The sequence below is a fragment of the Massilia genomosp. 1 genome, from assembly GCF_011682185.1.
Taxonomy (GTDB): Bacteria; Pseudomonadota; Gammaproteobacteria; order Burkholderiales; family Burkholderiaceae_D; genus Telluria_A; species Telluria_A rubra.
In genome coordinates this window covers 1-18229 of the sequence record NZ_WHJF01000051.1, presented here as the reverse complement: position 1 = coordinate 18229, position 18229 = coordinate 1, and the positions used below count along the sequence as shown (strand labels likewise).

Sequence of the window (18229 nt, the reverse complement as noted above, 5' to 3'; positions counted from 1 at the left end):
CGCGCCGGCGCAGTATACTCGCAGCGTCGCGCGACCGGCACGCCTTGCAGAAATGCAAGGCCCAAGCTGGCAATATGAGCAAAAAAGTGGTCCATTCCCAACAAATGGGCTGTAATTCTCACATTTTTGCCATCGTTACATCGTTTCTTGGTTACAATAAATACATCCTACAGTAAATTTAACACGGTATAAGCATGGCGGTCATCACATCAGTCGCATCCGGGCAGCGCAAAGAGGCACTCGCTTGCTAGACGGCCGCCTGTCCCTGACCACGCCCGAAGGCGTGAGCCTGCAACTGACGCCCGCCGGTCCGTTCCTGCGCTCGGCCGCCTGGCTGATCGACGTGCTGGTCTGGCTGCTGTTCTGCGGACTGGCCCAGTTGATCATGCCCAGCGGCAAACTCGGCAGCGGCCTGTTCCTGGTCATCCTGTTCGTCTCCTACTGGGGTTACCCGATCATCAGCGAAGTGTATTTCAATGGCCGCACGCTGGGCAAGCGCGCGCTCGGCCTGGAAGTGGTGCGCAGCGACGGCTTGCCGGTCGGCTGGCGCGAATCGACCCTGCGCAACCTGCTGCTGGTGGCCGATTTCCTGCCGTTCCTGTACGCCAGCGGCCTGGTGTGCATGCTGTTCGATGTGCGCTTTCGCCGCCTGGGCGACATCGTGGCCGGCACCCAGGTCATCTATTTCGAAAAACCCATGCCGCGCCCGACCCCGCCCTCGACCGACCCGCTGCCGCTGCCTTTCCCGCTCAGCCCGGACCAGCAGCGCACCCTGATCGACCTGTTCGAACGCGAAAACCGGCTGCCGCTCGACCGCATGGCCGAGCTGGGCACCATCGCCGAAGCGCTGACCGGCGCCCAGGGCGCCGATTCGGTCGAACGCATGCGCGGCTACGTGGCAGGCTTTAACAAATGAAACAGCAACAGTTCGAAGCCGACAACGCCGCCCTCTGGACCGAGATCAGCGCCCTGCTCGAGGGCGCCGGCCACGACCAGCGCGCCTTGCCGGCCCTGTATCGCCGCCTGTGCCAGTGCCTGGCGCTGTCGAGCCAGCGCGGCTACTCGCCGGCCCTCACCGATTATCTGCAAAAACTGGTCGGCGCCTGCCACCGGCGCCTGTACGGCACCGCGATCGAGCGCCCGAATACGCTGGTGCGCTGGATGCTGGTCGATTTTCCGTGCCGCGTGCGCGCCGAATGGCGCTTGCTGCTGCTGACCTGCCTGGCGTTTTTCGGGGTCGCGCTCGGGGTCGGCCTGCTGATCTGGTTCAAGCCGCAGTGGGCCTACAGCTTCGCCTCGGCAAGCGACCTCGACGGATATCGCGCCATGTACCAGCCGGGCAAGGCCAGCGTCGGGCGCGGCGGCAGCGAAGGCGACGTGATGATGTTCGGCCACTATATCTGGAACAACGTCTCGATCGGCTTTCGCACCTTCGCCGGCGGCATCTTCGGCGGCATTCCGGCCCTCGTCAGCGTCGCGTTCAACGGCATGCACCTGGGCGTGATCGCCGCCTGGCTGAGCCGCGACCCGGCCACCGCGCACCAGTTCTGGTCGTTCGTGATCACCCACGCCAGTGTCGAAGTCACCGGCCTGCTGTTATGCGGCATGTCCGGCATCCGCCTCGGGCTGGCGCTGATCCATCCGGGCCGGCGCACGCGCGCCCACGCCCTGCACGAAACCAGCCAGTACATGTTCCCGGTCATCGTCGGCGGCAGCCTGATGACCTTCCTGGCCGCCTTCATCGAAGCCTTCTGGTCGGCCTCGGCTGTGATACCCATCCATGTCAAATACGCCGTCGGCGGCACCTGCTGGGTGCTGGTGATCGGATTTTTCCTGTTCGCCGGCCGCGGCAAGCAATAAGAGGCCGCCATGCAAATCGATAAACTGCAGATCGAACTGCGTCCGCGCACCAATGCGCAGGCGCTCGACCTGGGCTTTTCCCTGCTGCATTCGCACGCCAGCGCCGCCTACATGGCTTTCCTGGTCCTGTGGCTGCCGCTGCTGGCGCTGTGCGCCGCGCTGACCGTCTGGAAGCCCGAACTGGGCTGGGCCTGGGTCTTGCTGGCGTGGTGGTTCAAGCCGCTGCTCGAACGCGCGCCCCTGTACGTGCTCTCGCGCCAGGTGTTCGGCACCACCGTCACCTGGCAGGAAGCGGTGCGCGCCTGGCCGCGCCAGATCGGCGGCGGCGCCTTCCGCCTGCTGACCTGGGGCCGTCCGTTCAGCGCCGGGCGCGGCCTGTCGCATCCGGTCTGGATGCTCGAAGGCGCGCGCGGGCGCGTCGCCAACCTGCGCCGCAGCACGCTCGGCAACAACGGCACCGCCTCCGCAGCCGCCTGGTTCGGCATCGTCTGCTCCCACCTCGAAGTGGTGCTGCAACTCGGCGTGCTCGGCTTCATCGGCATTTTCATCAGCGATGGCAAGACCACCAATCCCTTCGTCATGTACGTCACCGCCGACGGCGCCGCCCCCCAGACGATGGAGGTGGCGTTGATGACCCTGGGCGCCTTCGGCGTGGCCACCGCCATCATGGCGCCGGTCTATACCGCGTGCTGCTTCACCCTCTACCTGAACCGGCGCGCCAGCATGGAAGCGTGGGATATCGAAATCAAGCTGCGCCAGATGAAGCGTCCGGCCGCGCGCACGCGCGCCGCGCCGCTGCTGTCGGCGCTGCTGGCCTTGGCCGGCGCCGGCGTGCTGCTGTCGGCCGCCAGCCTGCCGCTGCCGGCCCTCGCCGCCGCTGTCAGCGCGCCGGCCGCCGCCGCGGCCAAGTGCAAGCCGCCCGAGGACGGCCCGCGCCAGCCCGAACGCGGCCCGCTGCTCGCGCCCGAACAAGCCGGCGTGCGCAAGCAGATCGACCAGTTGTACGCCACTGACGAGCTGCGCGGCTATGATTGCATCGAAACCTGGCACATGAAGGAAAAGAGCAAGCCGGACGAGGAAAAGAAGAAGGACAAGGAGCGCGACTTCGATTTGCCTTCGGCCAATATGAACTTCGCCGCCGACATCTTCAAAGTGCTCGTCATCGCCTTCGCCATCGGCCTGGTGGGCTGGCTGCTGTACCGCTACCGTCACCACCTGCCCACCTTCGAGCGTGGCGCCAAGGTGCGCATGGCAACCGAAATCGGCGGCCTCAATATCCGCGCCGAATCGCTGCCGCCGGACGTGACGAGCGAGGTACGCGCCTTCTGGGCCAGGGGCGAGCAGCGCGCCGCGCTGGCCTTGCTGTACCGCGCCACCCTGTCGCGCCTGGTGACCGACGATGCGCTGGCCCTGCGCCAGGGCAATACCGAAGGCGACTGCCTGCGCCTGGCGCGCCAGGCCGGGGAGCGCGGCCAACTGACGCGCGGCCGGCTCGACGTGGCCGACAGCGCCACCACGCTCTGGCTTAACGGCGCCTACGCCGCGCGCTGGCCGGACGACGACGCCCTGCTGGCCTGCTGCGCCGCCTGGGACACCCAATTCGGCGCAAAGCGCGAGGTGACGCCATGAACGACAGCACAAAAGGCATCCTGATCGCGTTCGCCCTGCTGATCCTCGGCGCCCTCGGTTACTGGTGGTGGCACGACCAGATGGAACTGCGCTGGACCTCGGTGCAGCGCGAGTCGAGCCTGGCCTCGGCCGATCCGATGCTGGCCGCCACCCGCCTGTTGCGCCAGAACGGCCGCAGCGTCAATGGCGCCGGCTCGCTGGGCGAACTGGTGGTGCCACAGACCGGGGCCGGCACCATGATCGTCAGCGGCGCTTCCGGCACCGCCACGCCCGACCAGGCGCGCGAACTGCTCGAGTGGGTTCGGCGCGGCAATACGCTGATCGCCGAACCGCGCTGGATCTCGCCGGCCGAAAAAGCGCTGGTCGTGGAGACCGGCGCCAGCGACGATGCGCAAGTGGAAGAAGATCCGGAAGAAGAGCCGGAAGAAGAAGCGGAAGCGGAAGAAGATGCGTCGCCAGCGGCCGCCGGCGAAGACGCCAGCACTACCGATGAAGCGCCGGCGGCGGCGGGCGAGAGCGCCGAAGAAAAAAGCGCCGACGATGAAGCCAGCGCCGACCCGGCCGACAACGACAAGGACCCGCTCACCGACCACCTCGGGGTGCGCGCGCGCACCGATGCGCTGGCCTGCAAGTGCCGCACCGAACCGGACGAGAAGGACAAGAAAAAGCCGGAGGCGATCGCCGCCGCCAAGCGGGCGCGCGAACAGGCGCTGAGCCGCCTGACCCTGCCCGGCAGGAGCTACGCGCTCGAACTCGACGCCGGCACCACCGAAATGGTCAGCCTGCAAGGCGCCGTCGCCCCGCTCTGGAGCGACGACGATGGCGGCGCGGTGCGCGTGTACGCCGAAGGCAAGGGCCGCATCGTGCTGGTCGCGGACGGCTACTTCACCAACAGCAAGCTGCCGCAGCGCGACCACGCCCAACTGCTGCTGGCACTGACCGAACTGACGCCGGGCAAGCACGTCACCATCGTCAAGCGCCTCAACGTGCTGCCGTGGTACAAGGCGCTGTGGCGCCACTACAAGTTGGTCTTGATCAGCCTGGCGGCCTGCCTGGCGTTGCTGCTGTGGAGCGCGCTGCGCCGTTTCGGCCCGCTCCTGCCGGCCCCCAAGGCCGAGCGCCGCTCGCTGCTCGAACATATCGACGCCTCCGGCGCCTGGCTGTGGAAAGCCGACGGCGGGCGCCAGGTGTTGCTTGAAGCGGCGCGCGACGACACGCTGGCGCTGATCCGGCGCCGCGTTCCGGCCCTGTTCCGCATGCCCGAGGGCGAACTGTGGGCCACCCTGGCGCGCACCTGCGCCCTGCCCGAAGCCGACGTCAGCGAGGCCCTGCAGCAGGACGCGGCCAGCCACGTCACCCGATTCACACGCCAGATCCGCACCCTACAAACACTGAGAAATCACTATGAACGATAGCACCGCCACCGCCATTCCGGCCGACCGCCTCGCCCAGGCGATCGGCATCGTCCAGCGCATGCGCGAAGAAATCCGCAGCGCCGTGATCGGCCAGCAGGCCGTCGTCGACCAGGTACTGGCCTGCTGCCTGGCCGGCGGCCACGTACTGATCGAAGGCGTGCCGGGTTTGGGCAAGACCTTGCTGGTCAAGGCGCTGGCCAAGACCTTCTCGGGCGAGTTTTCGCGCATCCAGTTCACGCCCGACCTGATGCCGGCCGACGTCATGGGCCACGCCGTCTATGACATGAAGAGCCAGTCCTTCAGCGTGCGCAAGGGTCCCGTGTTCTCGCACCTGCTGCTGGCCGACGAAATCAACCGCGCCCCGGCCAAGACCCAGTCCTCGCTGCTCGAAGTGATGCAGGAACGCCAGGTGACGATCGAAGGCGAATCGCACCAGCTTCCGCCGCCGTTCATGGTGCTGGCGACGCAAAATCCGCTGGAGAACGAAGGCACCTACCCGCTCCCGGAAGCGCAGCTCGACCGCTTCTTGATCAAGGTGCGGATCGACTATCCGAGCGTCGAGGAAGAAGAACAGATGCTGCGCATGGTCACGCGCGACCGCGTCGGCGACGGCCTCGATGTAAACCAGGTGGCCACCCTGGTCAAGCCCGAAACCATCGTCGTGCTGCAGCAACTGGTGGCCAAGATCCGTGTCGACGACGCCGTCTCCGCCTACGCCGTGCGGCTGGTGCGCGCCACGCGCGACTGGCCGGGCATCGCCATCGGCGCCGGCCCGCGCGGGTCCATCGCGCTGGTGCGCATGGCGCGCGCCATGGCCTTGACCTCCGGGCGCGACTACGTCACCCCGGACGACATCAAGTCGGCCGCCCTGCCGGTGCTGCGGCACCGCATCGCGGTGTCCCCGGAAAGCGAACTCGATGGCCTCTCCAGCGACGACCTGCTGCTTGGCCTGATCGAAGAAATCGCCGCTCCGCGTGGCTGACGCACTGACGCCGTCGCGCACCCTGCTGCTAGTCGCCGGCGGCTGGGCGCTGCTGGGCGCGGCCGCCAGCCACGTGCCGGCGCTGCTGCCGCTGTGGCAAGGCGCCGGGCTGGCCGCGCTGGTGGCCGCCTGCGCCGACGCCTGGCTCTCGCGCCGCACGCCGCAGTTGCGGGTCGAGCGCGAGCTGGCCGGCGTGTGGCCGGTGGGGACCTGGAACAAGGTCACGCTCAAACTGCACAACGACGGCGCGCGCGCGCTCGCGCTCGACCTGTACGACGACTATCCCACCAGTTGGGGCATGCAGGGCCTGCCGCACGCCAGCGCGATCGCGCCCGGCGCCTACGCCGCCGTCACCTACACCTTGTGCCCCGACCAGCGCGGCCCGGCCAGTTTCGGGGCGGCCCACCTGCGCGTGCGCTCGCCGCTGCGCCTGTGGCAGCGCATGCACCGCCTCGGCGAGTCGAGCAGCATCAAGGTATTCCCCGATTTTTCCAAGCTGCTCGGCCACACCCTGTCGGCGACCGACCGGCGCGCCCCGGCGGCCGGCGCGATCCGCAAGCGCCGGCGCGGCGAAGGCACCGATTTCCGCCAGCTGCGCGAATACCGCGATGGCGACAGCATGCGCTCGATCGACTGGAAAGCGACCGCGCGGCGCCAGAAACCGATCACCCGCGAATACCAGGAAGAGCGCGACCAGCAAGTCGTGTTCTTGCTCGACACCGGGCGCCGCATGCTCGCGCGCGACGACGTCACCACCCACTTCGACCACGCGCTCAACGCCGTGCTCACGCTCGGCTTCCTGGCCCAGAAACAGGGCGACGCGGTCGGCCTGATGACCTTCGGCGGCGAAGAGACGCGCTGGCTGGCGCCAAGCAAGGGCCGCAACGGGCTCGATCGCCTGCTGGCCGGGGTGTACGACGTGCAGCCGGCCGAAATGGCGCCCGACTACCTGCAAGCGGCCAGCAATTTGCTCAACCGCCTGAGCAAGCGCGCCTTTGTCGTCATCATCACCAACCTGCGCGACGAAGACGACACGGCGCTGCGCTCGGCCTGCGAGCTAATGTCGAGCAAGCACCTGGTGATCTGCGCCAGCCTGCGCGAAAAGGTCATGGACGGCACCCGCGCGAAGCAGGTCGACACCTTCGCCAGCGCCCTGCGCTACAGCGCCACGGTGCATTACCTGCAGCAGCGGCGCGACGCCATCCGCCGCCTCGGCATCCGCGCCGAGCGCCTGATCGACATCACCCCCGACCAGCTCAGCACCGCGCTGGTGAACCGCTACCTGGACATCAAGGAAAGCGGGCAGTTGTAACGGCAATCAGAAAGGGGCGGGGAGCCAAGGCGACAGGGTGAACATTGCGCGCGCCCTGTTCGAGCGCCTGACGGGAACCGTCCGTTACGCGAGATAGTTGGACAAAGTCGAGCTAAGTTCATTCGGATATGGCGCGCCGTATGACGATGACAACCCGTGGGGCAAACCCGATTGCTGATCACTTCATGCGCAATGCATGAAATTGTGGCGCTTCTGCGCCCAAATGAGAAAAAACCCGGTCCGGCACAGATTCCATCATATTTACTGCATTAGAATTAATGCAAGTTGACGAGTGGTATGTATGAGAATTTTACCGTTGGGATCAACCCATCTCTCCTAGAGTTGAGCAGTTGCAACCTCGTCCTGATGACGCAGGCGTAGGCTCTTCTCTTTCACGCTGTGTCTCGGCGTTCCTGCGCATTGCCAACAGCGATAGCGGGGTCATGTCGGAGCAAAACGCAGCGGCATGTGTTTCCCAGCGCCTGCATGGCGCCAACACCAGCAGTTATCGAGCGACAGGAACAGGCATGAACGACGCCCCAACCGGTTTGACAGCAGCGATCAGCGAACACCAGCACAATCGGCTTCTACGACTTTCGTTTCCAAACAATGATGGGCCGGCATCGGAATTGTTGGTAAACACCCTTGAGGCCATCGAAGGCCTTTCCCGTCCCTTCGAATTTACGGTCGAATTGCTGTCGCACGACCCCCACGTGCCGCTCAAGGACCTCCAGGGCAAGATGCTCTGCGTGCAGATGGTGCGCAAGGACGGCAGCATGCGTTACTTCACCGGGCGGGTTTTTGGTTTTCGCCTGAAATCCGTCGACGGCGGGATGTCGTTCTACGAAGCCAGGCTGGGTCCCTGGTACCAGTATCTGAGCTTACGCAAAGATAACTATCTGTTTCATTACACCACCATGTACCAGCAGACCGCCAGCATTTTCGGCGACTATGGCAGCCTGGCTGATTGGGACTGGCGCGTCCAGGGCGCCGCCGACACGCTGACGGACTGCTGCCAGTATGACGAGAGCGACCGCAACTTCCTCGAGCGGCGCTGGGTCGCTGCCGGCATTGTTTATTGGTTCGAGCATACGGAACGCGGACACAAACTGGTGCTGTCCGACGATACCACCAGCGTCGCGCCCATCGACGGCGATCCGGAAGTACCGTTCCAACGGCATGGCGGCGCCACCGAAGAAGACGGTCTCGGCGAGTGGTCACCGTCGCGCCGGGTGGCGCAGGGCAGCGTCGCACTGGCATCGTTCGACTTCAAAGCGCCCCACCCTGTCGTCACGGCGCTGCCCAGCGTCAACCAGCAGGGCGACGTTCCCAACATTGAATCGTATGAATACACGGGCGCTCTCGGTTTCAAGGAAGGCGGGCGCCCACTGGCCCAGCTTCGCATGGAAGAGATCGAAGCAGCGGCCAAGCAGTTCGATGGCATCGGCAATAACCGCTATCTCATGCCGGGACGTTGGTTTCGCCTGTCCGGACATTTCGACACGAGCGGCACGGGTGACGATGCCCAAGCGAGGGAATTTCTGCTTGTATCGGTCACCCATACGGCCTCGAATAACTATCATGTAAAAGAAACGCGCGAGTCGCATTACGAAAACAGCCTGACCGCGCTGAGAAAAATTGTGCCGTGGCGTGCAGGCCGCGACCACAACAGCGTGGAAACGAAGATTCATGGCATTCAAACAGCCACCGTGGTCGGTCCCGAAGGAGAGGAAATCCACACCGATGAATATGGGCGCGTCCGGGTGCAGTTCCATTGGGACCGGGCCGGCAGCAACGATGAAAAGAGTTCGGCCTGGCTGCGTGTCGCCACGCCGTGGGCTGGAGCGAACTTTGGCATGACCGCCATTCCACGCATCGGAACGGAAGTGCTGGTGCAGTTCTTGGACGGCAATCCCAACCGGCCCATCATCACCGGCATGGTGCCGAACGCCGATACGATGCCGCCGTGGACCTTGCCTGCGAACAAAACCCAGAGCGGCATCCTGACCCGCTCGACACCGCAAGGTAGCTACGACAATGCCAACGCCTTGCGCTTCGAAGACAAGAAGGGCCAGGAGCAACTTTGGCTGCATGCGGAAAAGGACCAGCTGACCGAAGTCGAACATAACGAGGACAAATGGGTCGGCAACGACCGCCGCAAGACCGTCGATCGCGACGAGACCAGCCTGATCAAGCGAGACCGCAGCGAAACGGTTGAGCGCGATGAAACCATCACGGTCCATCGCGACCGTACCGAAACGGTGGATCATGACGAGACGATCACCATTCATAACAACCGCAGCGAACGGGTCGACCACGACGAAAAGATCAGCATCGGCGCGAACCGCAGCAGAACCGTCGGCAAGAACCAAAAGGACAGGATCGGCAAGAACTGGTCGATCAATGTCAGCAAAATGAAGACCGAAACCATCGGTATGGCCTACATGCAAAATGTCGGCATGGGCCGGCTGGAAAACGTCGGCATGGGATACAGCCTCAATGTCGGCATGATCATGTCGACCGTTGTCGGCGTAGACAAGATGACCAGTGTCGGCGCCGCCTATTCCAACTCGGCAGGGACAAGCTACACCGTGGAAGCCGGTGGCGACGGCGGAAGCACGCTGCACATGGATGCCGATTCGATCACGCTGTCGATCGGAAAGTCGTCACTCACCTTGAAAAAATCCGGCGAGATTACGCTCACGGGCGACAAGCTCACTGTCATCGGTGCCGACAATGTGTCGATCATCAGTCCGAATATCCACAACAATTAACTTCCGGGGGTGTTTCATGCTCAACAAGGCCAGCAGCGCGCCCGTGGAGGCGTTGTTTGAACCGGGCACCAGCGCGACAGCGACCCTGACATCGGTTGCCGGCAGCGGTTGCGAGATCGAAATCGCGGCGCGTACCTACCGCGCCAGCGTGTCGCCTCATCTGCTGCATCTCATTGTCGGCCAACAAGTGGCGGCACTGTTCGCCGGCGATGCCGGCTGGCTGGTCTACGCCGCCTGGCCCGCGCCCGGGCATTCCAGCGCGCCCCTGCGCTTCGATGAGGCCACCGGCACGCTGTGCATCGACGCGGCGCGCCTGACGCTGGCGGCGCTGGCGAGCATCGAACTGCGCTGCGGCGACGCGCTACTGCGCCTGAGCCTCGATGGCCGGGTGCATCTGGAAGGGATGGAGATTGTCTCGGCAGCGGTCGGGTCGAACCGGATCGAGGGAGCAAGCATTGACCTCAACTGATCTGGCGGAACGCCCCCTGCGCTTGCCGCCGTTGCCCGGCTTGCTCGACGATACGCTCGACCAGGCCATCCGCGCGCGCCAGCGCCGCGTGCTGGTCGTCGATCATCCGGGAATGCACCTGGGCGCCCTGAGCGTACCGGACATGGCCATCGACCGGGCAGTCATCGGCGCCTGCTTGTACGGCCGCGATGCCGCCTTGCTGCTCGATGCGCGCATCGCCGCCGCCACCGGGCGCGTGCGCGATGCCGCCGTCTTCCTGCGCATCGCGCTCGCTATCGAAGGGAGGGACGGGGCCTTGCCCGATCTGGCATTGAAGTACAGTGCGCTTCACCGCAGGTCGGTACACGACGCTTACTGGTTCTTCCCCCGCCCGCTCGGCACCTTCGACGACAGCGTCGACCACATTGAGCGCTTGTTCCAGGCCGGCGCGCAGCACGAAAGCGTGCAAACGCTCGCCCTCGAACTGGCCGGCCGACGCGAAGTGGCGCGCTTGCAGGCGCCGATCGAGGCACTGCTTGAGGTCGAGCCGCTGTCCGCCTGGGCGCACCTGGCACTGGCGCGCATGGGCGTGGCCGGCAAAGCAACCCGGCATTATGTCGCCAGCGTGCTTGGCTCGGGCCAACAGGCCAGCATCGGCAGCGCACTTGCCATCGCCGCTGCCGATCCACGCCTGGCCGATGACGGCCTGCTCGACACCATTTGCCGCGCGGGCATCGATGCCGGTGCGCCCGGAGCCATCGACGACCTTGCCTGGGCCATGCTGACCTGCCGCCATCCGCGCGCGCGCTGCGACTGCGCAGCGACCCTCATCGACCTGCCCGTAGCGCTACGAACGCGCGTGATTGCGCTGGCCGGCTACATGGATGGACTGATCGCCGCCTGTGCCGACATCGCCGCCAGCGAGAACGCAATTAGCCCGGAGCAAGCCGATGTCTTGTTGCTCGGCCTTGGCGAGGTGCCGCTCGAGGCGCGCGTCGAGCCGAACGATCGCCAGAGCAAGTCAGCGGCGCTGCGCAAGCTGGTGTTGCGCGTCTGCCGCGCCTGTCACATTGGCGTGAGCAATGACGCCGACCGTTGCGCCTGGCAAGCCGACGCCATCCTCGCCCATCCGCACATCGCCGCCGGCGTGCGGGTGCGCCATGGCGCCGTCTTGCGCGGCTTCGTGCCGCCCTTCGACGCCGCGATGGCCGAGCTCACACATGGGTTGCGTCAGTGGCTCTATATTGAACGTGCCGTCTGCGCCAACGTTCCCTTTTCCATGTCGGCAGTCGACGTGGCGCGGCGCCAGGAACTGGCGCTCATGATTGCCCAACTGGCAGACCAGGCCGATGCTGACTAACCAAACCCCGCTGCCCGCGACCGTCCAGCCACATCGCGACCAGCATGGCAAAGCCCACCTGCTGGTCATCGCGAAAGGCAGCTGGCGCCTCAGCAACGGGCGCCTGGCGCCGGCCGAGCAGCAGGTGGGCATCCATCGCCAGCCGCTGCGCCTGCGCCTGGGCGACCTGGAACTCGAACCAGCCCAGACAATGGCCCTCAGGACGCGCCTCGACGAGGACATTGTCTGGGTCAACCACGATGTATCGCCACCCAAGCCGGCGTTCGACGTCCTGGTCGCCGGCTATGTCACAGCGCCCCCCGGCCACCCCCATCTGTTCATCGACGCCGGGCTGCGCATCGGCGCGCGCAGCGCGAGCATGCGCGCATTCGCGCCGCGGATCTGGGAAAAGACCTGGCTTGGCTACAAGGCCAGGGCGCTGGCGCCGGCGGTGCGGCGGGTGCCGATCAGTTATGCGCTGGCCGATTGGGACGCCGGCTTCGCACTGGGAGCGCCAGGCCGCCAGGAAGACGCCGAGCCCGCCCGCCTGCCCTGGATCGAAGCACCCGACAGCCAATGCCAGCACGACCGGCATGCGCGCGTACCGGCCGGACTGGGCTACTGGCCGGAAGCTGCCGCGCACCGCCAATGCCATGTCGGCACCTTCGGCAAGGCGCGCGGGAGCGCGCACAGCGCCGACCTGCCCGGCGACTTCAACACGCGCTTCTACAACGAGGCCCATCCGAGCCTGCAATTGCCCGATGTGCCGGCGGCGGGCACGCCGATCCGGCTGGTGCATCTGGCCAGCCGCGCCATCATCGACTGTCAATTCCCGGCCCTTGCGCTGGCGGTACAAGGGCGCACCGCAGGTGGCGACACCCGCCCGCTCATGGCGCTGCGTCCCGACACCCTGATTATCGAACCCGATCACGACCGCCTCTCGGTGGTGTGGCGCGCGCTGCTTCCCGACGGCGTGCAGGGCGGCGCGCTGCGTTCGCTGCACTTGTTCAAAACCGGAAGCCCCATGCCATGACATCTCACGCCGCTGCCGATCCTCTGCTCGCTATACGTGCCTTCGGCGCGGTCACCGCCATTGGCAACTCGTCGCTGCAAACGACCGCATCGTGGCTGACCCACGCGCGCAAGCTCAGGCTCATCAAGCTCGACGGTTTCAGCGATCCCTTCACCATCATCGACTGTCACACGGTGACCAGTGGCCTGAGCGGCACGGCGCGCCTTGCCGCATTGTTGGGGTCGGCCGTTGCCGAGGCATTCGACCATGTGATAGCGATGCCAGGGCCTTGCGCCGAGGAGGACGAACGCCTCGAATTGCTGGTGTTGCCCTCCTGGCTTTCGCAACCGGACTGTGAGCACATGAGCGGCTTGCTGGACCAGTGGCTCGGGTCGTACGACGCGTGGTGCGCCGGCACCCGGCACCGCCAGGTAATCCAGGCGGGCAGCCCGGGCGCGTGGATCGCGCTCGAACACGCTTTCCGGGCGATGGCGGCGCGGCCACGGATCACCGAGATCCTGATCGCCGCCGTCGATAGCGCGTGCGAAGCAGCGATCCTGCGCAGCGCGGCCGAGGCCGGCTGGTTGCTGCAGACGGATAACCAGGAAGGATGCATACCGGGGGAAGCGGCCGCCTGCATCAACCTGCGCCGGGTCGGGCAAATCACCGACGTGCCCGCACACGGTTTCGCACTGCACCGACCGACCCTGCGGGCAGCCAACACGCGCCCCTGGCCAAACGAGAACCAAGCTGATCCGACAGCCTTGGCCTACAGCTTGGCCGGCGCGCTTGCATGCGCGTGCCTGGCGGCGTCGGAGATCAGCCATCTGGAAAGCGACATGGACGGCTCCGAGTGGCGCTCGGTGATCGAATCGGCGGCCCTGGAAAGGGTGAGGGCCGGCGAATCGGGCCTGCCGGCGTTTCTACACCCCGCGAAATCGCTGGGACAGCCCGGCGCGGCGCTTGGCCTGCTCTGCTGGATCCTGCCGGTGCTGCTGCATGTTCACAGCGTCGAGCGCGTCAACAGCGTATTGAACTGGACGATCGACGCCAACGGCGACACCGCCGCCTGCGTGCTTGAACGTTCCCCTTACTAATGTCCGGAAACGGGGCAAGCCATGACAACCAACGTTTTCACAAACGGCAAGAGCCTGATTTCGGAATATGCACAAGGAACTGTTAGCCAGCAATTATCACCGGTCGTTCTCAAACCCAAGGCCGACCCCGGCTTCGCACTGCATGCGAACAGCAGCAAAAAAATCGCCAACCCGGCCAATACCGTCAATGATCACAACACGCCGGTAGCGACGGAACACAGCTATCTGGACGACGGCAGGCATGCCGCGAATGTCCTGATGGGCAGATACACTTTTCTGCTCAACGGTCCGAATGGCTTCGGGACGTATGCCAAAAACTTCTGGATGGAGGGCCGCCTGGCGGTCATGGACGGTGTCAGTACCACCGTCAACGTCGTCTGGAGCAAGTTGGCCCCGGAACTGAAAAAGACAGTCGAGAATGCGCACGATATTATCGGCGGCATCACCCCGGAAAGCCTGAAAGAAGCAGGCATTGCCGAAGGCAAGGAAATGCTCGACGAGTTGATGTCGATAGAGACCTTGATTGAACTGGCGAAAACCGCCGCGATGGCGGCGGCAGCGGCGATACCGGTAGTGGGTTGGGTGATTGGTGGCGCAGCGGTGGCAATGCGTGCAAAAAGCGCAGCCGAGACCGCAGCCGATGTCTACGCCGAGTTGAAAGAAATCATGGGGACCTGGGACAAACCCATGACCCCGGCCCAGAAAGCAGTCGCGCGCAAGGCGTTCGAGGGCTGGATACTGCGTGGCGGCGCCAGGGTATTGCTGGCGGTGATTGGCAAGATCAAACTCAAACGATCAGGGAAAGCCAAAACCCTGGCGAAAGACACAGACGAAAAGTACGTCGGCAACAAAAAAGATCCGCCAAAAGAAACCGGTTGCGCGTGCGGCACAAAATCGCCCGTGATCATCGCCAGCGGAGAAAAATCGCTGACCGAAAGCGACTTTTCGCTACCTGGCCTGATCGACCTGGAATGGATCCGCAAGTACCGCTCCGGCGACATACGGTTCGGCTGGTTCGGCCAGGGCTGGAGCACGCCGCTGGCGGTGGAACTGACCCTGTCGGCGCACCAATTGACCTACCACGACGCATCCGGCCGCTGCGTCCCGCTGCCGGCCATCGGGCCAGGTGTCGTGCATGTCGATGCGTACGAAGGCATGACGTTAGCGCACCCGACGCCGGACGAATGGGAACTGGCGTTCAAGGACGGCGAAACGCAACACTTCCGGCGCGTGCGCGACGACCAGTTCGTCTTGCCGCTGGCGCGTATCAGCGACCGCAATGGCAATCTGATCAAGTTCGAGTACGCTGCCCCCCCGGACGATGTATTCCTTCCCTGGCGCGCGCGGGCGATCGTCGACGCCGGCGCACGCCGCTTGCTGCTTGACTGGACCGAGCAAGGCCTGTTGAGACGCGTGTCCGTGCAAGTCGATCCGGTCGCGCCAGCGCTGACGCTGGCAGCGTACAGCTACACCGAATCTGGCGAGCTGGCAACGCAAACCGATGCCAGCGGTGCGCAACGCAGCTACGAATGGCGCCATCATGTATTAACCGCCTACACCAACCTGGACGGCACGCGCTATTGTGCCGATTACGACGAATACTCGCCGGCGGGGCGTGTACTGCGGTCGTATACCGCCGCCGACGGGCTGGGCCTTGCCTTCGACTACAACGAGCGCGCCCGCACCACCAGCGTGACCGACGCCATCGGCAGGGTCACCCGCTACGAATACGACGAGCGCAAGGACATCATCGCCATTGTCGCAGCCGATGGCAGCCGCGCCGAGTCGCCTTACGACGCCAACGGTAACCCGCGTGGACCGGTCGACGCGCTGGGACGGCAAGCGCAGTTTCGTTTCGATGCCGGCGGCAACCTGACCGAGGCTGTCGACGTCACAGGCGCCCGCACCGCCTTTGTGTATGACGCGCGCGATCGCCCAGTCAAATATACCAACGCACTGAAGCATTCGTGGCTGAGCGAGTACGACGGGCACGGCAACCTGGTGGCCGAGGTGGATCCGCTCGGGCAAACCACCCGGTACGCCTACGATGCACGGGGCCTGCCGACATCGGTCACCGATGCGCGTGGCGGCATCGCGAGGCTCGACTGGGACGCGGCGGGAAACTTGACCGTATCGACCGACTGTTCAGGCCAGTCCACGCATTTTGCGTACGACGGCATGGGGCGGGTGGTGAGTGAAACCGACGCGCTCGGGAACTGCACGCAATTCGAATGGGATCTGGCGGGCAATCAAACGGCTCTGATCGAACCTGACGGCGCCACCCACCGCTACGAGTGGAGTGCCGGCGGGAACTTGCTGCGGTATGTCGATCCCTTAGGTGCGGTTACGGCCTATCGGTACAACATCCATGGAGAACCGTGCGAGGAACGTGACGCCAACGGACATAGCGTGAAGTATGTGTACGACGCAGTTGGCAGGCTGGTGCAACTGATCAATGAAAATGGCGAGACCAGCGTCTTTGCATACGATCTCGAGAACCGGCTCACCGACGAGATTGGGTTCGACGGATGCCATCGGCGCTACTGCTACGACTTGGCCGGCTTGCTCAGTCACGAAATCGAAGCCGGAGGTAGCGATCTCGGGCCTGGCAAGGTAACACGCTACCAGCGCGACCCGCTCGGGCGGATGCTTGGCAGGCAGTGCGAGGGAGAGCCGGATTGCGACGCTCACTTCCAATATGATGTGTTGGGAAGTTTGGTCAGCGCCCGCAACGCGAATTCGGAGCTCAGTTTTGGCTACGATGCGCTCGGTCAGCGCCTCAGTGAAACCCAGACGCTGCTCGGCGGTCCCACTGCACAGAAACGTGTCCTGACCCACCGCTACGATGTCCTCGGGAACCGGGTCCAGACCACCTTCCCGGATCAACGCGCCATCCATCGCCTGTTCTATGGGTCCGGGCACCTTCACCAGGTGAATGTCGAAGCGCCGGGCACGCATGATACACACCGCCTCATCGTCGATATCGAGCGCGATGGGCTGCACCGGGAGGTCAAGCGCTACCAGGGACATATCGACAGCCATTTTAGCTACGACCCGATGGGTCGGCTTGCCCGGCAACGTGTGACGGGCACGGCCACTACAACGCGTCGCGGCAGCGCGCACGCGATTGACCGTCAATACCGGTACGATCTCGCCGGCAATTTGGATGTTGCTGACGATGCAGCACGGGGAAAGAAAACCTACACATACGACCGTGGCGGGCGCCTGATTGCCTCAACCGGCAATCGCGACGAATTTTTCGCATTCGATCCAACCGGGAACGTTCGTCCGGTTCAGCCCCAATGCGCACACAGTCCCGTACGCGGAAACCGCGTCGACGTCGTCGAGGACGTGCGCTACACCTACGATTTTTATGGCAACGTCATCACTCGAAACAAGGGTGCGCACGAACAGGCGTTTTTTCGCTGGAATGCGAATCATCAATTGGCCAAATCCATCGTTGTCCGCCACGGCGTGACACGCACGACCAGCTACGAGTACGATGCATTGGGCAGGAGGACGAGGAAAGGCGATGCGTTTGGCGGAACCGTCTACTTGTGGGATGGGGACGTGATGGTCCAAAGCCAGCGCGGCAGCAAGGGCGCCACGTTTCTTTACGAGCCCGGTAGTTTCGTTCCGATGGCGACGCTACAGCAAGACGAGGTTTTTTGGTATCACTGTGACCAGATCGGCACCCCGCTGGAACTGACGAACCAGCAGGGCGAGGTCGTTTGGGATGCCGATTGGACGACCTGGGGCGAGCCGTGGTTGGTGAAATCGGCGCCAACTCATCAAACAGTTACGAACGAAACCTCGGAAACGCAGACGCCGATCGAGCAACCGCTCCGATTCCAAGGACAGCAATACGACGACGAAACAGGGCTGCATTACAATAAGAGCCTCTTGCAAAACTAGCGGAACGGATGAAAATTGCTTGGCAGCGCAAGCGAAAAGGTGGGAGTGGGCGCCCATTTCTGGCATGATTTAGTTTCTGAAGCTTAATCAAAACGCCCACACCATGAATGCTACCCGACCCGCCCTGATCATGCAACGCTGGAACGCAGTTCAATATGACGTGCTGCCGGAACTGTGCGCAGAAGTGGGCGTCGTGACGCCGAAACTTGAGCGCCTTATCTACGTTCTGGAGTGGGCGCGTATCGAGGAATTCGCTGACGATTCCTGGGACGGCATTGGCCGACCGCCGCATGTACGTGCCTGGCTGGCGAATGCTTTCGTGGCGAAGGCGGTGCTGGGCATCACCACCACCGTCGGGCTGGTCGAGCGCCTGACCATGGACAAGACCTTGCGGCGCATTTGCGGATTTCCGCCGTTTGCAAAGCTGCCTTCGGAGGCGACGTTTT

13 protein-coding genes are annotated in these 18229 nt (G+C 64.4%); all 13 read left to right on the top strand.

What is annotated here, in order from left to right; translation table 11 throughout:
- The first annotated feature begins 244 nt into the window (after positions 1-244).
- The gene (locus F1735_RS18895) at positions 245-916 is read left to right on the top strand and encodes an RDD family protein (RefSeq protein WP_167238378.1); all 672 of its coding nucleotides are present in this window, start codon (positions 245-247) and stop codon (positions 914-916) included.
- Positions 913-1860, top strand: coding sequence for a stage II sporulation protein M (locus F1735_RS18890; RefSeq protein ID WP_167238377.1), 948 nt, complete (start codon positions 913-915; stop codon positions 1858-1860). Before F1735_RS18895 ends, F1735_RS18890 begins: the two co-directional genes overlap by 4 nt.
- Before the next feature lie 9 nt (positions 1861-1869).
- Positions 1870-3489: a hypothetical protein gene (locus F1735_RS18885; protein ID WP_167238376.1), complete on the top strand. Its 1620-nt coding sequence runs from the start codon at positions 1870-1872 to the stop codon at positions 3487-3489.
- A complete protein-coding gene (locus tag F1735_RS18880) occupies positions 3486-4904 on the top strand; it encodes a DUF4350 domain-containing protein (protein WP_167238375.1) in 1419 nt (472 codons plus the stop codon). Before F1735_RS18885 ends, F1735_RS18880 begins: the two co-directional genes overlap by 4 nt.
- A complete protein-coding gene (locus F1735_RS18875) occupies positions 4894-5886 on the top strand; it encodes an AAA family ATPase (RefSeq protein ID WP_167238374.1) in 993 nt (330 codons plus the stop codon). Before F1735_RS18880 ends, F1735_RS18875 begins: the two co-directional genes overlap by 11 nt.
- A complete protein-coding gene (locus F1735_RS36580) occupies positions 5879-7198 on the top strand; it encodes a DUF58 domain-containing protein (RefSeq protein ID WP_167238373.1) in 1320 nt (439 codons plus the stop codon). The genes F1735_RS18875 and F1735_RS36580 overlap by 8 nt, the downstream gene beginning before the upstream one ends.
- Before the next feature lie 527 nt (positions 7199-7725).
- Complete coding sequence (locus F1735_RS18865) at positions 7726-9972, top strand: type VI secretion system Vgr family protein (protein ID WP_229505853.1); 2247 nt, start codon at positions 7726-7728, stop codon at positions 9970-9972.
- Positions 9973-9988: 16 nt separating this feature from the next.
- Complete coding sequence (locus F1735_RS18860; protein WP_167238372.1) at positions 9989-10441, top strand: hypothetical protein; 453 nt, start codon at positions 9989-9991, stop codon at positions 10439-10441.
- The gene (locus F1735_RS18855; protein WP_167238371.1) at positions 10428-11780 is read left to right on the top strand and encodes a hypothetical protein; all 1353 of its coding nucleotides are present in this window, start codon (positions 10428-10430) and stop codon (positions 11778-11780) included. Before F1735_RS18860 ends, F1735_RS18855 begins: the two co-directional genes overlap by 14 nt.
- The gene (locus tag F1735_RS18850) at positions 11770-12792 is read left to right on the top strand and encodes a DUF2169 domain-containing protein (RefSeq protein ID WP_167238370.1); all 1023 of its coding nucleotides are present in this window, start codon (positions 11770-11772) and stop codon (positions 12790-12792) included. Before F1735_RS18855 ends, F1735_RS18850 begins: the two co-directional genes overlap by 11 nt.
- Complete coding sequence (locus tag F1735_RS18845; protein ID WP_167238369.1) at positions 12789-13868, top strand: hypothetical protein; 1080 nt, start codon at positions 12789-12791, stop codon at positions 13866-13868. The genes F1735_RS18850 and F1735_RS18845 overlap by 4 nt, the downstream gene beginning before the upstream one ends.
- A 21-nt stretch (positions 13869-13889) precedes the next feature.
- A complete protein-coding gene (locus tag F1735_RS18840) occupies positions 13890-17783 on the top strand; it encodes a DUF6531 domain-containing protein (protein ID WP_167238368.1) in 3894 nt (1297 codons plus the stop codon).
- A gap of 103 nt (positions 17784-17886) precedes the next feature.
- Positions 17887-18229 (top strand): transposase (locus F1735_RS18835; RefSeq protein ID WP_187364294.1); only part of this gene is annotated, 343 nt, incomplete at its 3' end.

Excerpts from the sequence above, each read along its gene's own strand:
- F1735_RS18860 (WP_167238372.1), top strand. The coding sequence starts at position 9,989 with ATGCTCAACAAGGCCAGCAGCGCGCCCGTGGAGGCGTTGTTTGAACCG.
- F1735_RS18875 (WP_167238374.1), top strand. The coding sequence starts at position 4,894 with ATGAACGATAGCACCGCCACCGCCATTCCGGCCGACCGCCTCGCCCAG.
- F1735_RS18890 (WP_167238377.1), top strand. The coding sequence starts at position 913 with ATGAAACAGCAACAGTTCGAAGCCGACAACGCCGCCCTCTGGACCGAG.
- F1735_RS18880 (WP_167238375.1), top strand. The coding sequence starts at position 3,486 with ATGAACGACAGCACAAAAGGCATCCTGATCGCGTTCGCCCTGCTGATC.
- F1735_RS18840 (WP_167238368.1), top strand. The coding sequence starts at position 13,890 with ATGACAACCAACGTTTTCACAAACGGCAAGAGCCTGATTTCGGAATAT.
- F1735_RS18865 (WP_229505853.1), top strand. The coding sequence starts at position 7,726 with ATGAACGACGCCCCAACCGGTTTGACAGCAGCGATCAGCGAACACCAG.
- F1735_RS18885 (WP_167238376.1), top strand. The coding sequence starts at position 1,870 with ATGCAAATCGATAAACTGCAGATCGAACTGCGTCCGCGCACCAATGCG.
- F1735_RS18850 (WP_167238370.1), top strand. The coding sequence starts at position 11,770 with ATGCTGACTAACCAAACCCCGCTGCCCGCGACCGTCCAGCCACATCGC.
- F1735_RS18845 (WP_167238369.1), top strand. The coding sequence starts at position 12,789 with ATGACATCTCACGCCGCTGCCGATCCTCTGCTCGCTATACGTGCCTTC.